The organism is Pseudonocardia sp., assembly GCF_025965585.1.
Classification (GTDB): domain Bacteria; phylum Actinomycetota; class Actinomycetes; order Mycobacteriales; family Pseudonocardiaceae; genus Pseudonocardia.
The window spans coordinates 1-16,363 of sequence record NZ_JAOPWR010000047.1; the positions used below are offsets into that span (position 1 = coordinate 1).

13 protein-coding genes and 1 pseudogene are annotated in these 16,363 nt (G+C 74.0%); 2 read left to right on the forward strand and 12 right to left on the reverse strand.

The window, feature by feature from the left end:
* From JWR81_RS02615 to JWR81_RS02650, 8 genes are all read right to left on the reverse strand, one after another.
* On the reverse strand, positions 1-2,083 hold a 2,083-nt coding region (locus JWR81_RS02615), incomplete at its 3' end, for an ABC transporter ATP-binding protein (RefSeq protein ID WP_297646179.1).
* Between the two features lie 113 nt (positions 2,084-2,196).
* Positions 2,197-3,105, reverse strand: coding sequence for an alpha/beta fold hydrolase (locus JWR81_RS02620; protein ID WP_297646156.1), 909 nt, complete (start codon positions 3,103-3,105; stop codon positions 2,197-2,199).
* Between the two features lie 42 nt (positions 3,106-3,147).
* Positions 3,148-3,702 carry a (2Fe-2S)-binding protein gene (locus JWR81_RS02625; protein ID WP_297646159.1) on the reverse strand — a complete coding sequence of 185 codons (555 nt, stop codon included), beginning with the start codon at positions 3,700-3,702 and terminating at the stop codon, positions 3,148-3,150.
* A complete protein-coding gene (locus JWR81_RS02630; RefSeq protein ID WP_297646161.1) occupies positions 3,699-4,577 on the reverse strand; it encodes an FAD binding domain-containing protein in 879 nt (292 codons plus the stop codon). The genes JWR81_RS02625 and JWR81_RS02630 overlap by 4 nt, the downstream gene beginning before the upstream one ends.
* Positions 4,574-6,979: a xanthine dehydrogenase family protein molybdopterin-binding subunit gene (locus tag JWR81_RS02635; RefSeq protein WP_297646163.1), complete on the reverse strand. Its 2,406-nt coding sequence runs from the start codon at positions 6,977-6,979 to the stop codon at positions 4,574-4,576. The genes JWR81_RS02630 and JWR81_RS02635 overlap by 4 nt, the downstream gene beginning before the upstream one ends.
* A gap of 80 nt (positions 6,980-7,059) precedes the next feature.
* Positions 7,060-8,031: a cyclase family protein gene (locus tag JWR81_RS02640; RefSeq protein WP_297646165.1), complete on the reverse strand. Its 972-nt coding sequence runs from the start codon at positions 8,029-8,031 to the stop codon at positions 7,060-7,062.
* Positions 8,032-8,089: 58 nt separating this feature from the next.
* Positions 8,090-8,878: an SDR family NAD(P)-dependent oxidoreductase gene (locus JWR81_RS02645; protein WP_297646181.1), complete on the reverse strand. Its 789-nt coding sequence runs from the start codon at positions 8,876-8,878 to the stop codon at positions 8,090-8,092.
* A 5-nt stretch (positions 8,879-8,883) separates the two neighbouring features.
* Entirely contained in the window at positions 8,884-9,867 is a 984-nt protein-coding gene (locus tag JWR81_RS02650) for a 2,3-dihydroxyphenylpropionate 1,2-dioxygenase (protein WP_297646167.1), read from the reverse strand.
* Between the two features lie 156 nt (positions 9,868-10,023).
* Here JWR81_RS02650 and JWR81_RS02655 point away from each other — a divergent pair, with 156 nt between their 5' ends.
* The gene (locus JWR81_RS02655; protein WP_297646169.1) at positions 10,024-11,685 is read left to right on the forward strand and encodes an ABC transporter substrate-binding protein; all 1,662 of its coding nucleotides are present in this window, start codon (positions 10,024-10,026) and stop codon (positions 11,683-11,685) included.
* Between the two features lie 49 nt (positions 11,686-11,734).
* On the opposite strand, the gene JWR81_RS02660 is transcribed toward JWR81_RS02655, so the two are convergent.
* Genes JWR81_RS02660 through JWR81_RS02670 form a run of 3 tightly spaced genes read right to left on the reverse strand, consistent with a single transcriptional unit; the run spans position 11,735 to position 14,306 of the window.
* A complete protein-coding gene (locus tag JWR81_RS02660; protein WP_297646171.1) occupies positions 11,735-12,556 on the reverse strand; it encodes a hypothetical protein in 822 nt (273 codons plus the stop codon).
* The gene (locus JWR81_RS02665) at positions 12,553-13,464 is read right to left on the reverse strand and encodes an ABC transporter ATP-binding protein (RefSeq protein ID WP_297646173.1); all 912 of its coding nucleotides are present in this window, start codon (positions 13,462-13,464) and stop codon (positions 12,553-12,555) included. The genes JWR81_RS02660 and JWR81_RS02665 overlap by 4 nt, the downstream gene beginning before the upstream one ends.
* Positions 13,465-13,517: 53 nt before the next feature.
* Positions 13,518-14,306: an SGNH/GDSL hydrolase family protein gene (locus JWR81_RS02670; protein WP_297646175.1), complete on the reverse strand. Its 789-nt coding sequence runs from the start codon at positions 14,304-14,306 to the stop codon at positions 13,518-13,520.
* A gap of 193 nt (positions 14,307-14,499) precedes the next feature.
* On the opposite strand from JWR81_RS02670, the gene JWR81_RS02675 reads away from it, so the two are divergent.
* Positions 14,500-16,050 (forward strand): long-chain-fatty-acid--CoA ligase, encoded by a 1,551-nt coding sequence (locus tag JWR81_RS02675; RefSeq protein ID WP_297646177.1) that lies wholly within the window; start codon positions 14,500-14,502, stop codon positions 16,048-16,050.
* A gap of 18 nt (positions 16,051-16,068) precedes the next feature.
* Here the strand turns inward: JWR81_RS02675 and JWR81_RS02680 are convergent.
* A pseudogene (locus tag JWR81_RS02680) lies at positions 16,069-16,363 on the reverse strand (enoyl-CoA hydratase); the annotation flags it as partial.

Here is a 16,363-nt window from a genome sequence, read left to right on the forward strand (position 1 = left end):
CGCCGTCGACGGCCAGCCGGGCGATGTTGGGGAACGCCAGCGAGCTCAGCGCGTCGAGCGCGACGAACGTGACCGCGAGGGCCAGCAGCCTGCGCACGGGACGCAGGAGGCCGCCGAGCCGAAAGCCGGGATCGGGCTCAGTGGGGTCGACGTCGCCGAGCTTCGGCACGTCGGTGGCCGGGCGCAGCGCCGCGACCGCGGCCATCAGCTTGGGCGATGCGGGGAGCGCACCCGCCATCCCCGAGGGCCCGCCACGCGCACTCGCCCCGGCGGCGCCGGAGGCCGCGGCCGCCCGGGTGGCGGTGTCGCCGGGGGCGAGCTCGGCGGGCTCGGGCCACAGCTCGGGTGTGATACCGCCGAGGGCGGGACGGGGAGCGGCGGGCGCCGGAACGGCCGTCCCGCCCTCGGTGTCGGCCACCGCGAGCAGCTCGCGGAACAGCGGCGACCGTGCGGTGAGCTCGACCTCCGTGCCGACGTCGACGACACGACCGGCGTCGAGCACGGCGATCCGGTCGGCCAGCGCGAGCGTGGAACGCCGGTGGGCGACGAGCAGCGTGGTACGCCCGGCCGTGAGCTCGCGGAGCGTCTCGTGGATGGCGGCCTCGGTGGCCGTGTCGACCGCGGACGTGGCGTCGTCCAGCACGAGGACGCGCGGGTCGGTGAGCACCGCGCGGGCCAGGGCGATCCGCTGGCGCTGACCACCGGAGAGCGTCAGCCCCCGTTCGCCGACGAGCGTGTCGAAGCCGTCGGGCAGCTGGTCGACGAACGTGTGCACCTGCGCCGCACGCGCGGCGGCGCGGATCTCCTCGTCGCTCGCGTCGGGACGGCCGTAGGCGATGTTGGCGCCGATGGTGTCGGAGAACAGGAACGCCTCCTCGAACACCACCCCGAGCTCGCGGCGGAGGTCGTGCAGCCGAAGCTCCGGCAGCGGCACCCCGCCGAGGCGCAGCTCGCCGCTCTGCGGGTCGTAGAATCGCGGCAGCAGCAGCGCGACGGTGGACTTGCCCGATCCCGCCGTGCCGACGAGCGCGAGCGTCTCCCCTGGCTCGACGCGCAGCGAGACGTCATCGAGCACGGGCTCGCGGCGCGAGTAGCCGAACGTGACGTGGTCCAGCTCGACCGCGAGCGGCCCCTCGGGCAGCGTGGACGGCGACGCCGGGTCGGCGACGTCGGACTGGGAGTCGATCAGGTCGTACACGCGCTCCACACCTGCCCGGGCCAGCTGAGCGGTGACGATGAGCGAGCCGAGCAGCCGCGCGGGCCCGACGAGCCCGGCGACGTAGGTGGTGAACGCGAGGAAGGTGCCGAGCGAGATCGACCCGTTCAGCGCCAGCACGCCGCCGACCGCGATGACGCCGACCTGTCCGAGCGTGGGCAGCGTGAGCAGGGTGGGGTTGAGCCGGGCCGTCATCCGGGCGGCGCGGATGCGCTCGGCGAACAGCCGGCGCGCCCCGCGTTCCAGGGTGGCGACCTCGCGTACCTCCTGCCCGAAGCCCTTCACCACCCGCACGCCGGTGACCGTCTCCTCGACGTGCTGCGCGATGTCGGCGGCCCGCTGCTGCGCCGACCACGTGGCCGGGAACAGCCTGGTCCGGGACTTCAGCGTGATCCAGCCGGCCAGCGGCAGCAGCACCAGCGCCACCAGCGTGAGCGTCGGGGACAGCCACAGCATCGCCCCCACCGAGACGACGACCAGCACCACCGTGCCGAGCGACAGCGGCACCATCGAGAGCAGCCCCTGCAACAGGTTCAGATCGGTGATGGCGCGGGAGACCACCTGGCCCGTGCGCATCGTGTCCTGCCGCTCGCCGTCGAGGCGCTGGACGGCCGTGAAGACCTGGCGGCGCAGGTCGTGCTGGACGTCGAGCGCGAGCCGGCCGCCGAGGTAGCGGCGCAGGAAGGACGCGGCGAAGCCGAGCAGCGACAGGCCGAGGATCGCGGCGACGATCTGCGCGAGCACCGCGGTGGAGCCCTTCACCGCGTCGTCGACGGCCACGCGGATGAGCAGCGGGCCGATCGCGTCGAGGCTGACGCCCAGCCCCGACGCCACGAGCGCCGTGACCGCGATGCCGCGGTGGCGCATGGAGGCGCCGATCAGCCTGCGGATCCAACCGGGGGAAGTGGGGGTGGAGATCGAAGGGGAGGGAGCGACGGGCACGTCTCCACCGTATGCCGCACCCACAGCGGCCTGCGGCGTCAGGTGACGTCCCGGCGCCCGAGGAAGTCCAGCACAAGCCGGTTGAACGTCTCGCGCTGCTCCCACTGCGGCCAGTGGCCGGCGTCCGCGATGTAGGTGAACCGGCCGCCGGGGATCTTCTCGGCCATCTCCATCCCGGCGGCGGCCGGCCCGGACGGGTCGTCGGAGGTCCACACGACCATGGCGCCGTTCGGCACGGCCGCCAGCTCGTCGTCGGTGACGAGGTTGCGCCGCCGGACGCCCGGGTCCTGCAGGCAGAGGATGTGCCGCATCGACCCGGCGAACCCGGGCCGGGCGTAGATCGTGCGGCGGATGGCGACGAGCTCGTCGGTCACCGTCTTCGGGTCGGCCATCAGCCACTCGAGCCGGGCCCGGATCCGTTCGTCCGACGGGTCGTCGGCCGCGGCCTGCGACAGGCTGCGGATCCGCTCCATGACCTCGGGCCGGGCCATCGTGCCGCCGGGGGTGTTGAGCACCAGCCGGCCGGTCCGCTCGGGATGGGCGGCGGCGAACTTGACGGCCACCCAGCCGCCGAGCGACTCCCCGCTCAGATGGGCCTTGTCGATGCCGAGCGCGTCGAGCAGGCCGAGCAGGTGATCGACGTAGTCCGGGAGTTCCAGATCCGCGGTGGCATGGGTGGTGTAGCCGTGGCCCGGGTAGTCGAAGGCGATCACCCGGTAGTGCTCGGCGAGTGCCGGGATGTTGTGCGCGTAGGCCTCCAGGTGGCCGCCGGTACCGGCCAGCAGGACCAGCGGCTCACCGGCGCCCGCCTGCAGGACCCGGGTTCGCCACGGGCCCGCCTCGACGTACTCGATCGTGTGCGGCACCGCCCCCAGGGCCACCCAGACCGGGGTGTCCCTCGGTGTCTCCTCGGCGATCCCGACGACGGGGCTGGACTCGGTGGGCACGGCGCGTTCTCCATTCGTGGCGGGTTCGGTCGCAGGCATCGCTCAGACCCCGCCGGTGGTGGCGCAGCGGCGCGTGACGGCGGCCTCGCGGATCGCCTCGACGATGTTCTGGTAGCCGGTGCAGCGGCAGAGGTTGCCCCGGATGGCGTCGCGGATCTCCTCGTCCGAGGGATCGGCGGTCCTCGCCAGCAGGTCCTCGGCGGCGAACAGCATCCCGGACAGGCAGAACCCGCACTGGAAGCCGTACCGGTCGCAGAACGCCTGCTGTACCGGGGTGAGCCGGTCGCCTTCGGCCATCCCCTCGATGGTCGTGATCTCGCTGCCGGCGGCGGACTGCACCAGCTCCAGGCAGGACTTCACGACCCGGCCGTCGAGCCGCACGGTGCAGGCACCGCAGTCCCCGGTCGCGCAGCCGATCTTGGGACCGGTCAGGCCGAAGCCCTCGCGCAGGGCCTCGACCAGCAGCATCCGGGGATCGACGGACGCCGCGCGCGGTTCGCCGTTGAGCACCACCGCCAGCTCGAAGATCGGGGGAGTCGGAGTGGTGGGCAGGCCGGGGCCGACCGGCGTGGTCGGAGTGGTCGGTGTCGTCGTCATCGGAGGGTCACCTGGTGGATGTCGGAGAGGGCTCGCTGCAGCGCGCGCCGGGCGACGACGTGGCTGACCGTGGCTCGGTAGCGGCCCGAGGCCAGCTCGTCGTCCCAGGGCACGCCGACCCGGTCGGCCGCGAACCGGGCCGCCTCGTCGAGCAGCCCGGGCTCGGGGCGGCGGCCCCGCAGGATCTGCTCGACCGGCACCGGCACAGGTACCGCCGCGACCGCCCCGAGAGTGAGCGCGGCGCGCTCGCAGACGCCGTCGGCGTCGAGCCGGAGCAGCGCCGCGGCCGTGGCGATCGGCCAGCTGCTCCCGCCCCGCTTGAGCTTGTAGTAACCGCTGCTTCCCGGCGGCTGCACCGGGAACTCGATGGCGATCAACGCCTCCCCCGGAGCAAGGCAGGTGACGAACGCGTCGCGGAGGAACTCCCCCAGCGGGATCCGACGGACCGCGTCGGGCCCGGCGACGACCGCGACGCCGCCCAGCGTGCCGACGGCCGCCGCCGCGTCCGAGCCTGGGCGGGCCGCGCACAGCGACCCGCCGAGCGTGCCCTGGTTGTGGATCTGCGGGCCGCCGGTCACCTCCCGGGCCATCAGGCCGAGCAGCGCCAGCTCGTCGCCGATCAACGGCGAGGCCAGCAGGTCGGCGTAGGTGGCGGTCGCGCCGACCCGGATCACGTCACCCGACCGCTCGACCGAGGAGAGGCCGGCCCGGCGCAGGTCGACCAGGCACCGTGGCGTGAGGTCGCCCCGGTTCAGGCTCGGGACCACCCAGGTCCCGCCGCTGAGCACGACCGATCCCGCCGGGTCCTCGGCGAGCAGCGCTGTCAGCTCGTCGACCGTGGCGGGAGCGGCGTAGTGGAAGGTTGTCGGGATCACTGCTGCGCCCCTTCTTGGACACCGGCGGCCAGCGCGTCCAGCACTGCCTCCGGGGTGATCGGCATGGTGGTGACACGAGCCCCGAGTGGGCGCAGCGCGTCGTTGACGGCGCCTGCGACCGCGGCGATGGCACCGCCCACGCCCGTCTCCCCCGCTCCCTTCCCGCCGTGCAGCGTGAAGGGCGTCGGCGTCTCCTGGTGCAGCAGCTCCAGTTCGCAGACGTCGGTGGAGCGGGGCAGCAGGTAGGTCTTGAAGCCGGTGCCCACCGGGCTCCCGTCGGCGGCGTAGCGGGACTCCTCGCCCAGCGCGCAGCCCAGGCCCATCACGACCGCCCCGTGCAGCTGGCCCTCGACCAGGGTCGGGTTGATGACCGTGCCGCAGTCGTGCACGGTCACGTGCCGGCGCAGTGTGACGACCCCGGTCTCGGGGTCGACCTCGACCAGGGACAGGTGCAGCGCGTTGGAGTAGGTCGCGTACGGCTGGATGTTGCCGCGGGCGTCGGGCGTGTGCCGGATGTTGCCCGGCCGGTAGCTGCGGGTCGCCTCGAGGGAGGGTTCGATCCCGTTCGCCAGGATGAAGCCCAGCGTGTAGACGGCGTGCGCGACCGCGGTGATCGGGACCGTCGCGTCGGGGTTGCCGGCCACCTGCGCGGAGCCTGCGCGCAGGACGATCTGCTCGGCGTCCGCGTGCAGCATCTCGGCGGCGACGGCCCGCAGCTTCACGGCGACGTCCCGGGCGGCCAGCGCGGCCGCCCCGCCGCCGGAGACGGTGCTGCGGCTGCTGACGTTGCCGAACCCGTACGGGCACCGGTCGGTGTCACCCTGGATCACGCTGATCCCGGAGACCGGTACGCCCAGCTCCTCGGCGACGATCTGCGCGATGCCGGTGTCGTTGCCGCCGCCGGGTGAGGTCACCCCGGTCAGCACGCTCACGTGACCCGACGGGTCGATCGAGACGGTGGCGGTGTCCTGCGCGCTGAGCAGGGTGCCGGGCAGGTCGACCAGCTCGGGCACCACCTCGAAGGCCAGTGCCAGCCCGACCAGCGCGCCCCGCTCCCGCGCCCGCTGCTGCTCGGCGCGCAGCGCGGCGAGGTCGACGTGCCCGTCGAGCGCGTCGAGCAGCCCCGGGTAGTCGCCGCTGTCCAGGTTCACCCCGGACGGCGTGGCCCTGGGGAAGTCCTCGGGACGGACCCAGTTGCGGCGTCGCACCTCACCGGGGTCGATGCCGGTCGTCTCGGCGACGAGGTCGAGCGCGCGCTCGATGAGAAGGCAGGCGACCTCCTTGCCGTAACCGCGAGCCCCGTTCCAGGGCGCCTTGTTGGTGACGACGGCGCGCCAGCCGACCGTGCAGTTGGACACGTCGTAGCCGCCCGGCAGGGTGAGCGCGGCCATCAGCGTCATCGGCCAGCCGGGCGCCGCGGCGGGGGCACCGAGGTTCGAGTCGATCTCCGCGCCCAGGCCGAGGACCCGGCCGTCGGCGGTGCAGGCCACCCGGAACCGGCCGCGCATCTCCCGGCCGCCGATCAGCAGCGACTCGGCCCGGTCCTCGATCCACTTGACCGGGCGGCGGAGCTTCTTGGCCAGCGCACAGACCAGGACCTCCTCGGGGTAGCCGTGGGTCTTGTGGCCGAAGGAACCGCCCAGGTGCGGGGCGATGACCCGGATCCGGTGCTCCGGGATGTCGAGGGCGGTGGCCATCGCGCCGCGGAAGGGGTGCGGGTTCTGCACCGTCGCGTGCACGGTGAGCCGCTGCTCGCGGTCGTTCCAGTCGGCGACGTATCCGCGGGTCTCCATCGGGGCCGCACCGGCGCGGTGCAACCGCACCTCACCGGTGAGCACGTGGTCGGCCGCCCGCTCGGCAGCGTCGAGATCGCCGTCGGAGAACCCGCCGGAGACCAGCAGGTTGCCCGCACCCCCGGGGATCAGCTGCGGCGCACCGTCGGCGAGGGCCTCGTCGATTTCGAGCGCGAAGGGCAGCGGCTCGTAGTCCACGACGATCGCCGCCGCCGCGGCGCGCGCGTCGGCCACGGTCTCGGCGACCACGGCGGCGATCGGCTGGCCGACGTAGCCGACCCGGTCGGCGGCCAGCACCGGGATCTCGACCTGCTGCCCGCCCACCGCGGCCGGGTCGGAGGTGTGCGGCACCGGGCCCGCGAGCCCCACCAGGTCGGCCGCGGTCACCACCGCGACCACCCCGGGGCGGTTCGCGGCCGCGGCGGTCGAGACGCCGAGCACCCGGGCGTGCGGCAGCGAGCTGCGCACCAGGGCGACGTGGGTCATCCCGGGGAGCGTCACGTCGTCGACGAACGTGACCCGGCCGGTCACGTACTGCGCACCGTCGTGCTTCGGCATGCGGGAGCCGATGACGGCGTGAGCCGGCTCGACGAGAGCCTGTTCGGACATGCTGCCTCACCTTTGAGGTGTTGCGGTCGGCCGCGGGAGGGCGGCCGAGCTCTGGGAACGACGTGCGGGACCGCCGCAGGTCAGCGGATCGCCAGCGGGTTGGTCGGGGAGGCCACGGCCCCGGTGATCGGGAGCGTGGGGGCGACGAGCAGGAACTCGTAGCGGCCGTCGGCGGCACAGGCTGCGGCGAGCTCCTCGAGATCGAACATCTCCCCGATCAGCAGCCCGACGTGCACCAGCAGCACGATGTGCATCGGCTGGAACACGTCCGGGGTCTCGTTCGGGATGACCTCGGTGCCCCAGGTGTCGGTGGCGTACCCGGCCAGCCCGGCCTCGGCGAACCACTCCGCCGAGTCGAGGCTCAGGCCCGGGGCGGCGCCCCCGGCGTAGTCGCCCCAGCTGCCCCGGTCCCGGACCTGGGCGAGCTGACCGGTGCGGATCAGCACGAAGTCGCCCTCGCGGATCTCCACCCCCTGTGCCTGCACGCAGCCGTCGAGGTCCGCGGGGTGGATAGCCTCGCCCGGCTCCAGCCAGGGACGGCCCTCGTACCGGGGCAGGTCGAGCAGCACGCCGCGGCCCGCGATGCGGTCGCGGGTGTTCTCGATGCCGTTGCGCGCCGCGCCGTTGGCGCTGACCAGCTCCGCAGGACGGTCGTTGTACATCCGGCCCTCGTAGAAGATGTGCGACAGCCCGTCCCACTGCGTCCCGCAGGACAGCGGCATCACGATGCCGTCATCGGCGTGCCGGCTCACCCGCATGTGGTCCTGGGCCCCGCCGACCGCGTCGGTACCGGTCGCCGTCATGTAGTGCACCGGGTTGTTGCGGCCGAACGAGCCGTTCTGGGGTCCGCTCGAGTCGAACGGCAGCGCGAGGCTGATGATCTCGCCGGAGCGGACCAGCCCGGCGGCCTCGACGACCCGCTGCGGGGTGACCTGGTTGAGGGTGCCGATCTCGTCGTCGGAGCCCCAGCGTCCCCAGTTGGACAGCCGCTTGGCGAGTGTGTGGACGTCAGCGTGGGTGTAGGCACCCCGGTCGTGCTGCTGCTCTGGCATGCGTCTTCCCCTTGAAAGTATGCGAGACGGTGGGACCGGTGGGTGCGGGTGGCGGCGGTCAGCGCCGGCCGGAGACGGGCGGGGCGCCCAGGTGCATGCCGGCGTCGACGAGGATCGTCTCCCCGGTCACCAGCGCGGCGCCGTCGGCCAGCCAGAGCACCGCGTCCGCGATGTCCTCGGGGGTGGCCACCTTCCGCAGCGGCGTCTTGTCCGCGACCGTGGCGGCCAGCGCCTCGACCCGCGCCGCGTCGCCGTAGCCCTGGTGGCCCCACCAGCGGGTCTGCACGAAGCCTGCGGCCACCGCGTTGACCCGGATCTCCGGGCCCAGGGTGCGGGCGAGTGCCTTGGTCATCGTGAGCACTCCGGACTTGCTGACCACGTAGGCGATGCTGCTGCCGCTGGCGGTGACGCCGCCGACCGAGCTGACGTTGACGATCGCCCCGCCGCCCCGGGCGCGCATCCCGGCCGCGACCGCGCGGGTGGCGTACCAGGTGCCCATCACGTTCACCCCGAGCGTGCGCGTCCATACCTCGTCGGTCAGCCCGTCGAGGTCGTCGAAGTCCACGAAGGAGGTGTAACCGGCGTTGTTGACCAGCACGTCCACCCCGCCCCAGGCCTGCTCGACCCGGCCGATCATGCTCCGGACCTGCTCGTCGGAGGAGACGTCGGCCTGCTCGACCAGTACCTCGCCACCCTCTTCCCGGATCGTCTCCGCGGTCTGCTCGGCCTCGTCGGCCGACCGGCTGTAGTTGACGACGACCCGGGCGCCGCGACGTGCGGCCTCCCGCACGCAGGCCGCGCCGATCCCGCTCGCCGACCCCGTGACCAGGACGACCTTGTTCTGCATACTCACTACCGACCTCCAGAAGCATGTGCGGCGACGCCCGGCGGCGTGGCGGTGACGGTTCCCATCCCGGTGATCCAGCCCGGGACCGGTTCGTAGTCGGAGTCGACCCGGCAGGAGCTGATCGGCTGCCCGGTCGCCTCGGTGAACGCGGCGACGGCGGCGATCCAGGTCCGGATCTCCTGGCCGCCGTTGCCCGCGAGCTGGTCGATCTCGTTCTCGGACAGGTCGGCGAGCCGGTCGACGTCGCCGGCGAGGATCAGCTCGATCGCCCGCTCGTCCCACTGGGCGTTGACCCGGCCGTCGGCCCGGCCCATGGCCTTGACCTTGTCCTGCCGGCCCGCTTCCCGGTCGGCGACCGAGGACCGTCCGGTCAGCAGGAACTCGCGCTCCTCGGCAGGCAGGTCGGTGTCGAAGGCGTCGAGCCGCGGCGGCCAGTGCGAGAGGCCGCCGGATCCGACGACGAGCACCCGGGCGTCCGTCGGCGCCGCCCGCAGGGCCCGTCCGACGGCCCGGCCGAACTCGTGGCTGCGGCGCGGCGAGGGCAACGGCGGGGCGCTCGTGTTGAGCATGATCGGGATCAGCGGGACGTCCAGGGCGGGGAACAGTGCCGCGTAGGTCTGGCTGATGCCGTGGTCGATCGCCATGGCCAACGAGAGCGCGGGGTCGAAACCGTCCGCGCTGACGTACCGGTGGACGTGCAGCGCGAGGTCGGGCTCGGTGGGCAGCGGACCGCTCGGGGTGCCGTAGTCGCCGACCCCGTCGACCCGCTCGGTGCCGATGCAGAACGGGGGCATCAGGTCGTAGAAGGCGAACCGGAAGTGATCGGGGCCGAAGATGACGACCGCGTCGCAGCCGAGCTCGGCGACGATCTCCCTCGACCGCTCGACCGCGCGGACGAAGTGCGCACCGGGATCCGCCGCCCCGAGAGGCGGCGCCGCCCATCTCAACGGCGAGTGGGACTGGGCCACCATGCCCACGACGTCCGCCATCGTCACACCTCTCGAGTGGTTTCTCCGGCCGGGAGGGACAGGTCCGCCCCGGCCTCCACCGATCACCCTGCGGGGTGGTTGAAGGGTGGACAATCAGTGTGTCTCGGTAGGCGAGACGTTCGGCGGAATCCCGGTGGCCGGGGGCAGGAGGAGGACGTGCTCGCTGGTCATGAGGCCGAACCGGACCGCAACAGCGTCCTGGGCAAGGTCGCCGCGATCCTGGACGCGTTCGGCCCCGGCGAGGGCTCGGTGCCGTTAGCCGCCATCGTCCGTCGGACCGGCGTGACCAAGCCGAGCGCGCACCGGCTGCTGACCGAACTCGTCGCCGTCCGGCTGGTGGAGCGGACCGACGACGGCTACCGGCTCGGTCGCAAGCTGTTCGCCCTGGGCATGGCCGCGCCGCAACCGGCGGCACTGCGCCGGGCCGCGCTGCCGGCGATGCGGGACCTCGCCGCGCGGACGGGCGGCTCGGTCCGGCTCGCGATCCTCGACCAGGACGCCGTGTTGTGCGTCGAGGCCGTCGGCGACCCCGGGGACGGGGCCGGGTCGGTGGGGACGCACTCGCCCGCCCGCACCGGCGCACTCGGCAAGGTACTGCTCGCCTTCACCCCCCAGGAGTTCCGCGACGGGTACCTCCGCTCGCTCCGCGAGTCGGTGCCGGACCCGCGCGTGCCGCAGCGACTGGCCCGCGAACTGGACCTGATCGCCATCGAGGGCGTCGCCCGCGACGGCCGGGACCCGTCCTCGGGGAGCACGACCGCGGCGGCCCCGGTTCGCGACGTTCGGGGCGGCGTCGTCGCGGCCGTGTCCCTGTCGACGCCACCGAGCCGGACCCCTGACACGGGGATGGCCGGCCTGATCTCCGGCACGGCCCAGGTCATCTCGCGCGCGCTGGCCGGCGCGGAGGGCGCGACGCCGGGACCGACGCGGACCCCCGCCGCGCGGCAACCCGCACCCCGCCCGTTGCGACGGGTCCGGGTGGCCACGATGCCCTACGTCGACATCGCGCCGTTGTGGGTGGCCGCGCAGGAGGGCATCTTCGCGCGGCACGGTCTGCAGATCTCCCTGGTGCCGGTGAAGGGACCGGGTGAGACCCCCCGGCTGCTCGCCACCGGGCAGGTCGACCTCGGTGTCACCACCACGCCGAACCTGGTCAGCGCCGTCGACGACGGGCTCGCGCTGCGCGCCGTCGCGGGCCTGTCCCTGAACACGCCCGACAACCCGCGGTTGTTCCTCGTCGCGGGCAGCCGGTCCGGGATCACCGATCCGGCCGGCCTGGCCGGGCGCCGGATCGGGGTGACCACGCATCGGGGCTACCTCCAGGTCGGCTCCGAGGAACTGCTGCGCCGCCTCGGGGTGGACACCACGACGATCGAGTGGGTGCCGATGGAGCCCGGGCACATGCGCGCCGGCCTGGCGAACGACGTCGTCGACGCGGTCGCCGCTCCGCTCCCGCTGCCGCTGCTGCTCCAGCGCGAGGGGGCGCGCATCGTGCTCAACCTCGCCGACCTGGGCGCGTCCACGCTGGACGTCTTCGTGGCCGGCAGGGCCGACTGGATCGCCGACAACCACAGCATCACCGAGTCGTTCAGCGCAGCCCTGCGCGACGGCATCGGGCTGCTGGACGGGGAACCGGAACTGGCCGTCCGGGCCCAGGCCCGCTTCGCCCGGCTCTCCCCGGCGATGAGCGCTGCGGTCGCCGTCGGCACCTACATCGACACTCCGCTGCCCGACCAGCTCGACTTCTGGATCGAGTTGATGGGCTCGGCCCACCTCATCGGCCACTCCATCGCCGGGGAGAGTCTCATCGCGCGCTGACGGCGGCGCCCGGCACGGCCGTCAGCCGCACCGACGGCCACCTGCCGCGTCAGGTGACGTCCCGGCGCCCGCCCACGACCCACGCGGTGGCGGCGGCCGCCGCCGTCCAGGCCGCGAGGACGAGCAGCGCACCCCACCACGGCGGCGGGGCGGTCACCCCGGCCAGCAGCTCCACCAGCTGCGCCCCGTCGGCCGGCCCGAGCAACATGCGCGCCGCCACGTCGTAGACCGCGACGTCGCCGGCGTTCACGGGCAGGTAGGCGGCCAGGCGGGCGAGCACGTCGGAGTCGGAGCCGGCGAGCAGCGCCGACACCAACAGCTCCCCGACCAGCATCCAGACGAGCGTCACGACGAGCGCCGTGGCCTGGTTGGTGATCACCGTTCCCAGCGCGGTGCCGAGCGCCGCCCAGAGCGCGGCCACCACGATCCCGACGGCGGTGACGGCCGCGAGCGCGCCGACCCCGGGCAGCGACGAGTGCGCCACCAGCCCGGCGGGCACCCCGACCACGACGGCCGCCGCCGCGTACAGCGCCCCGATCGCGGCCGCCGACACCGACTTCGCCGCCAGCACGCGCCCGCGGCCCTGCGCGGTCAGGTAGGTGGTGGTGACGGTGCGGTGCCGGAACTCCGCCGTGGCCGTCACGACGCCGTAGAGCGCCGCGAAGATGCTGGTCAGCGACAGCGCGTAGGCCAGCGACCCGAGCAGCAGCGGAGGCACCCCGGTGCCCGTGTGCGCCTGCGCGAGCGACGCGGTGAACAACCCGCCGAACAGGTTGATCAACCCGGACAGCACCACCACCGGCACGAGCAGCGCCCACCACAGCTTCGTCGAGAACGCCTTGCGGAACTCGGCGCGCACGAGCCCCGTCACGCGGCCCACCGGCCGGAGGTGAGCTGGAGGAACAGCTGCTCCAGGTCGACGGTCTCCGCGACGAGACCGTGCACGGCGACGCCCGCCGCGAGCGCGGTGTCCCCGACGTGCACGGGATCGGTGCCCGCCACGGCGAGCGTGCCGTCGGGCAGCGTGTCGATCTCCACGGTCCCAGCCGCGGCCAGCGCGTCCGCCAGCCGGGCGGGGTCGGCGCAGCGCACGAGCACCCGAGCCCGCCGGGAGGCCCGCAGCTGGGCCAGCGGGCCCTGGAAGACGCACCGGCCGCGGCTGACGACGACGAGGTGGTCGGCGGTCTGCTCGATCTCCCCGAGCAGGTGGCTCGACACCAGCACCGTGCGGCCCTGCGCCGCGAACCCGCGCAGGAACGACCGCATCCAGGCGATGCCCTCGGGATCGAGCCCGTTGCCCGGCTCGTCGAGGACGAGGACCTGCGGGTCCCCCAGCATCGCGACGGCCAGCGCGAGCCGCTGCCTCATGCCGAGCGAGTAGCCGCCGACGGGCCGGTCGGCGGCGTCGGCGAGCCCGACCGCGCCCAGCCCGACGTCGACGGCCGCATCGGGCACTCCGATCGCCGCGGCGCACGCCCGGAGGTGGCGCCGCGCCGTCCGCGCGGGGTGGAAGCCCTGCGCCTCCAGCACGGCCCCGACCACCCGCGCCGGGTGGGGAAGCTGCGCGAACGGCACCCCGTTGATGCGCGCCTGCCCGGCGGTGGGCGCCACCAGGCCGAGGATCATCCGCAGCGTGGTGGTCTTGCCCGAGCCGTTGGGGCCGAGGAACCCGGTCACGGCGCCGGGCGGCGCACCGAACGTCAGGTCCTCGACGGCCGCGACGGCCCCGAAGTGCTTGGTGAGGCCCTGCGCGGTCACCCACCCGGAGCGGTCGTCCACGGGGCCCCCTCAGATCAGGTCCGGGCCACGCGCGCGTGCGGACGCGGCGTGTGTCAGCCCTCGGCGGAGGCAGTGGGCTCGTGGGCGTCGTCGGCCGGCTGCGCGGGCGGCGTCACCGGGATGCCGTGGGGCGGGGTGACCTCCTGGCTGGGCGCCGGGTTGTCGACGGCCGCCATGACGGCGCGCGACCAGGTGGCGTGCCCGACGTCGTTGAGCCGGACGGCCTCCCGGCCGCGGCCGGGGCCGCCGCCGGTGAACCCGAGGTCGGCGACGCGCAGCCCGTGCCGCACGACCTCCTCACGGATCACGGCGTTGGCGGCGTCGGCAGCCGGGCCGCGCAGCGGCACGGTGGCCACGACGGCCCCGCGGGGCAGGGCCGCGAGCATCGAGCGCAGGGTGATGTCGAGGCCGGGTGTGCGTCGGGCGACGTCCTCGGCCCCGATGACGCAGGTGACGAGTGCCGCGGGCTCCTCGGCGGTGAGCGCCGCGAGCTCGGGGAGCTGGCGAGCCAGCACGTCGGCCACGCCGGCGCCGGCGCGCGACAGGTTGACCACGCGCCATGCGTCGCGGCGGCGCAGCAGCTCGTGCACGACGCCGACGTAGCCGGCCTCGCGCGTGGTGGCGCCGACGCCCTGGCTGGCGGAGTCGCCCAGGACGATCCACAGCGGGCCGTGGGCCTGCTTCGCGTCGATGTTGGCCGCGGCCCAGTCGTCGGCGAAAGCGCGGGTCTGCAGGCGGCGGGCGGTGGCGCCGGGCAGGACTCCGCCGAGGAAACGCTCACCACCGGCCTTCACCCGGCGCAGCGAGGCGCGCATCTGACGGGCCTGCGGGATCGAACTCATGGGGTCTCCGAGCGGTCGGCGCGTGCCGGTGAGCGGCGCTGGCTTGGTGGCTCACGGTAGCCAACCTGGAACAGGACGGGGCGGCCGGGTGGGCACGATCCGGCCCCGGGGCGAAGGACTGCCCAGGCCGGCGACGCGCCGCTACCATCCGATTCCTCCCGATCCACCTCACCGTCGAGCGCCTGGAGCCCCCATGACCGGCACCCCCGCCGACTTCACGTCGATCGTCGCCCGCTGGGAGGCCGAGCGGCCCGATGCGCCGGCCGTCGGCCTCGCCGGCACGACGCGCACGTGGGCGGAGCTGGCGCGGCGCGTGCGGCAGGTCGCGGCGGCGCTGCGGGCGGACGGCGTCGGTCCCGGCGACCGCGTGGCGGTGCTCGACCTCAACCACCCGTCCTGCCTGGAGCTGACGCTGGCGTGCGCGCAGATCGGAGCGGCCAACGCGGTGGTCAACTTCCGGCTGGCGCCGCCGGAGATCGTCTACGTCATCAACGATGCGCAGGCGAAGCTCCTGTTCGTCGGGCCGGAGTTCGCCGGAGCGGTCGAGCAGATCCGGGAGAAGCTGCCCACCGTCGAGCGGGTGGTCGCCGTGCCCACGGAGTACGAGGCCTGGCTGGGCGCGCAGCAGCCCGATCCCGAGGTGTACCCGGCCGAGCCCGGCGACTGCTTCGTGCAGCTCTACACGTCGGGCACCACCGGCTTCCCCAAGGGCGCGATGCTCACCCACGCCGGGATGCTCGCCCACGCCAGAGGAGTGGCGGCCGACTTCGACCTCTCCCCCGACGCGATCGTGCAGGTCGCGATGCCGCTGTTCCACGTCGGCGGCACGAGCTACGCGCTGCTGGCCGTCTCGTGCGGCGCGCGCATGGAGTTCATGCGGACGCCCGACCCGGCCGCGATCCTGGAGATGTTCGAGCGCGACCGTGTCACCCACACGTTCCTGGTGCCCGCGCTGATGGCGGCGATGGTCCGGGTCCCCGGCGCGGCCGACCGCGACTACTCGTCGCTGCGGGCGCTGTCCTACGGCGCGTCGCCGATGCCGCTGCCCGTCATGCGCGCGAGCCTGAAGCTGTTCCCGGGCGTGCTGCACCAGGTCTACGGCATGACCGAGGCCTGCGGCGTGGTCAGCTCCCTCGGCCCGGCCGACCACGAGGACCCCGCCGCCGAGCACCGGCTCGTCTCGGCGGGCACGCCCATCCACGGCGTCCGCATCGAGATCCGCGACCCCGCCACCGGCGCCCCGGTGCCCACCGGCGAGGCCGGCGAGATCTGGGTGCACACCGATCAGCTCATGGGCGGCTACTGGGGCAAGCCCGAGGCCACGGCCGCCGCGATCACCCCGGACGGCTGGCTGCGCACCGGCGACGGCGGCCACAGGGACGCCGACGGCTACGTCTACGTCACCGACCGGATCAAGGACATGATCATCAGCGGCGGGGAGAACATCTACCCTGCCGAGATCGAGCGGGTGCTGGCCGAGCACCCGACCGTCGGCGACGTCGCCGTGATCGGGGTGCCGGACGAGCGGTGGGGCGAGGCGGTCGTCGCCGTCGTGGTTGCTGCGCCGGGCGCGGAGGTCGACCAGGCGGAGCTGGTCGCCTACGCCCGCGAGCGCCTCGCCCACTTCAAGTGCCCGCGCCGGGTCGAGGTTCTCGCGGAGCTCCCGCGCACCGCCACCGGCAAGGTGCTCAAGCGGGAGCTCCGCAAGACCTACACCGGGCAGGAGCAGAGCGTCACGCGCTGAACGCCTGCTCCGGCCCGGTCAGGCGAAGTCGGGGTCCGGCCAGGTCTCCCAGACGGCGGGCACGTCGCTGGAGACCTTGGCCGGGAACTGCGGCGTGCGCTTCTCCAGGAACGACATGACGCCTTCCTTGGCATCGGGCGATCCGCCGCGCGAGTGCAGCGCCCGGCTGTCCACCTGGTGGGCGACCATGGGGTGCGGGGCTCCGGCCATGCGCCAGATCATCTGGCGCGTCAGCGCGACCGAGACCGGTGCCGAGTCGGCCACCATCGACAGGGCGAGCGCCTTGGCCGCGGGCAGCAGCTCGTCCGGCTCG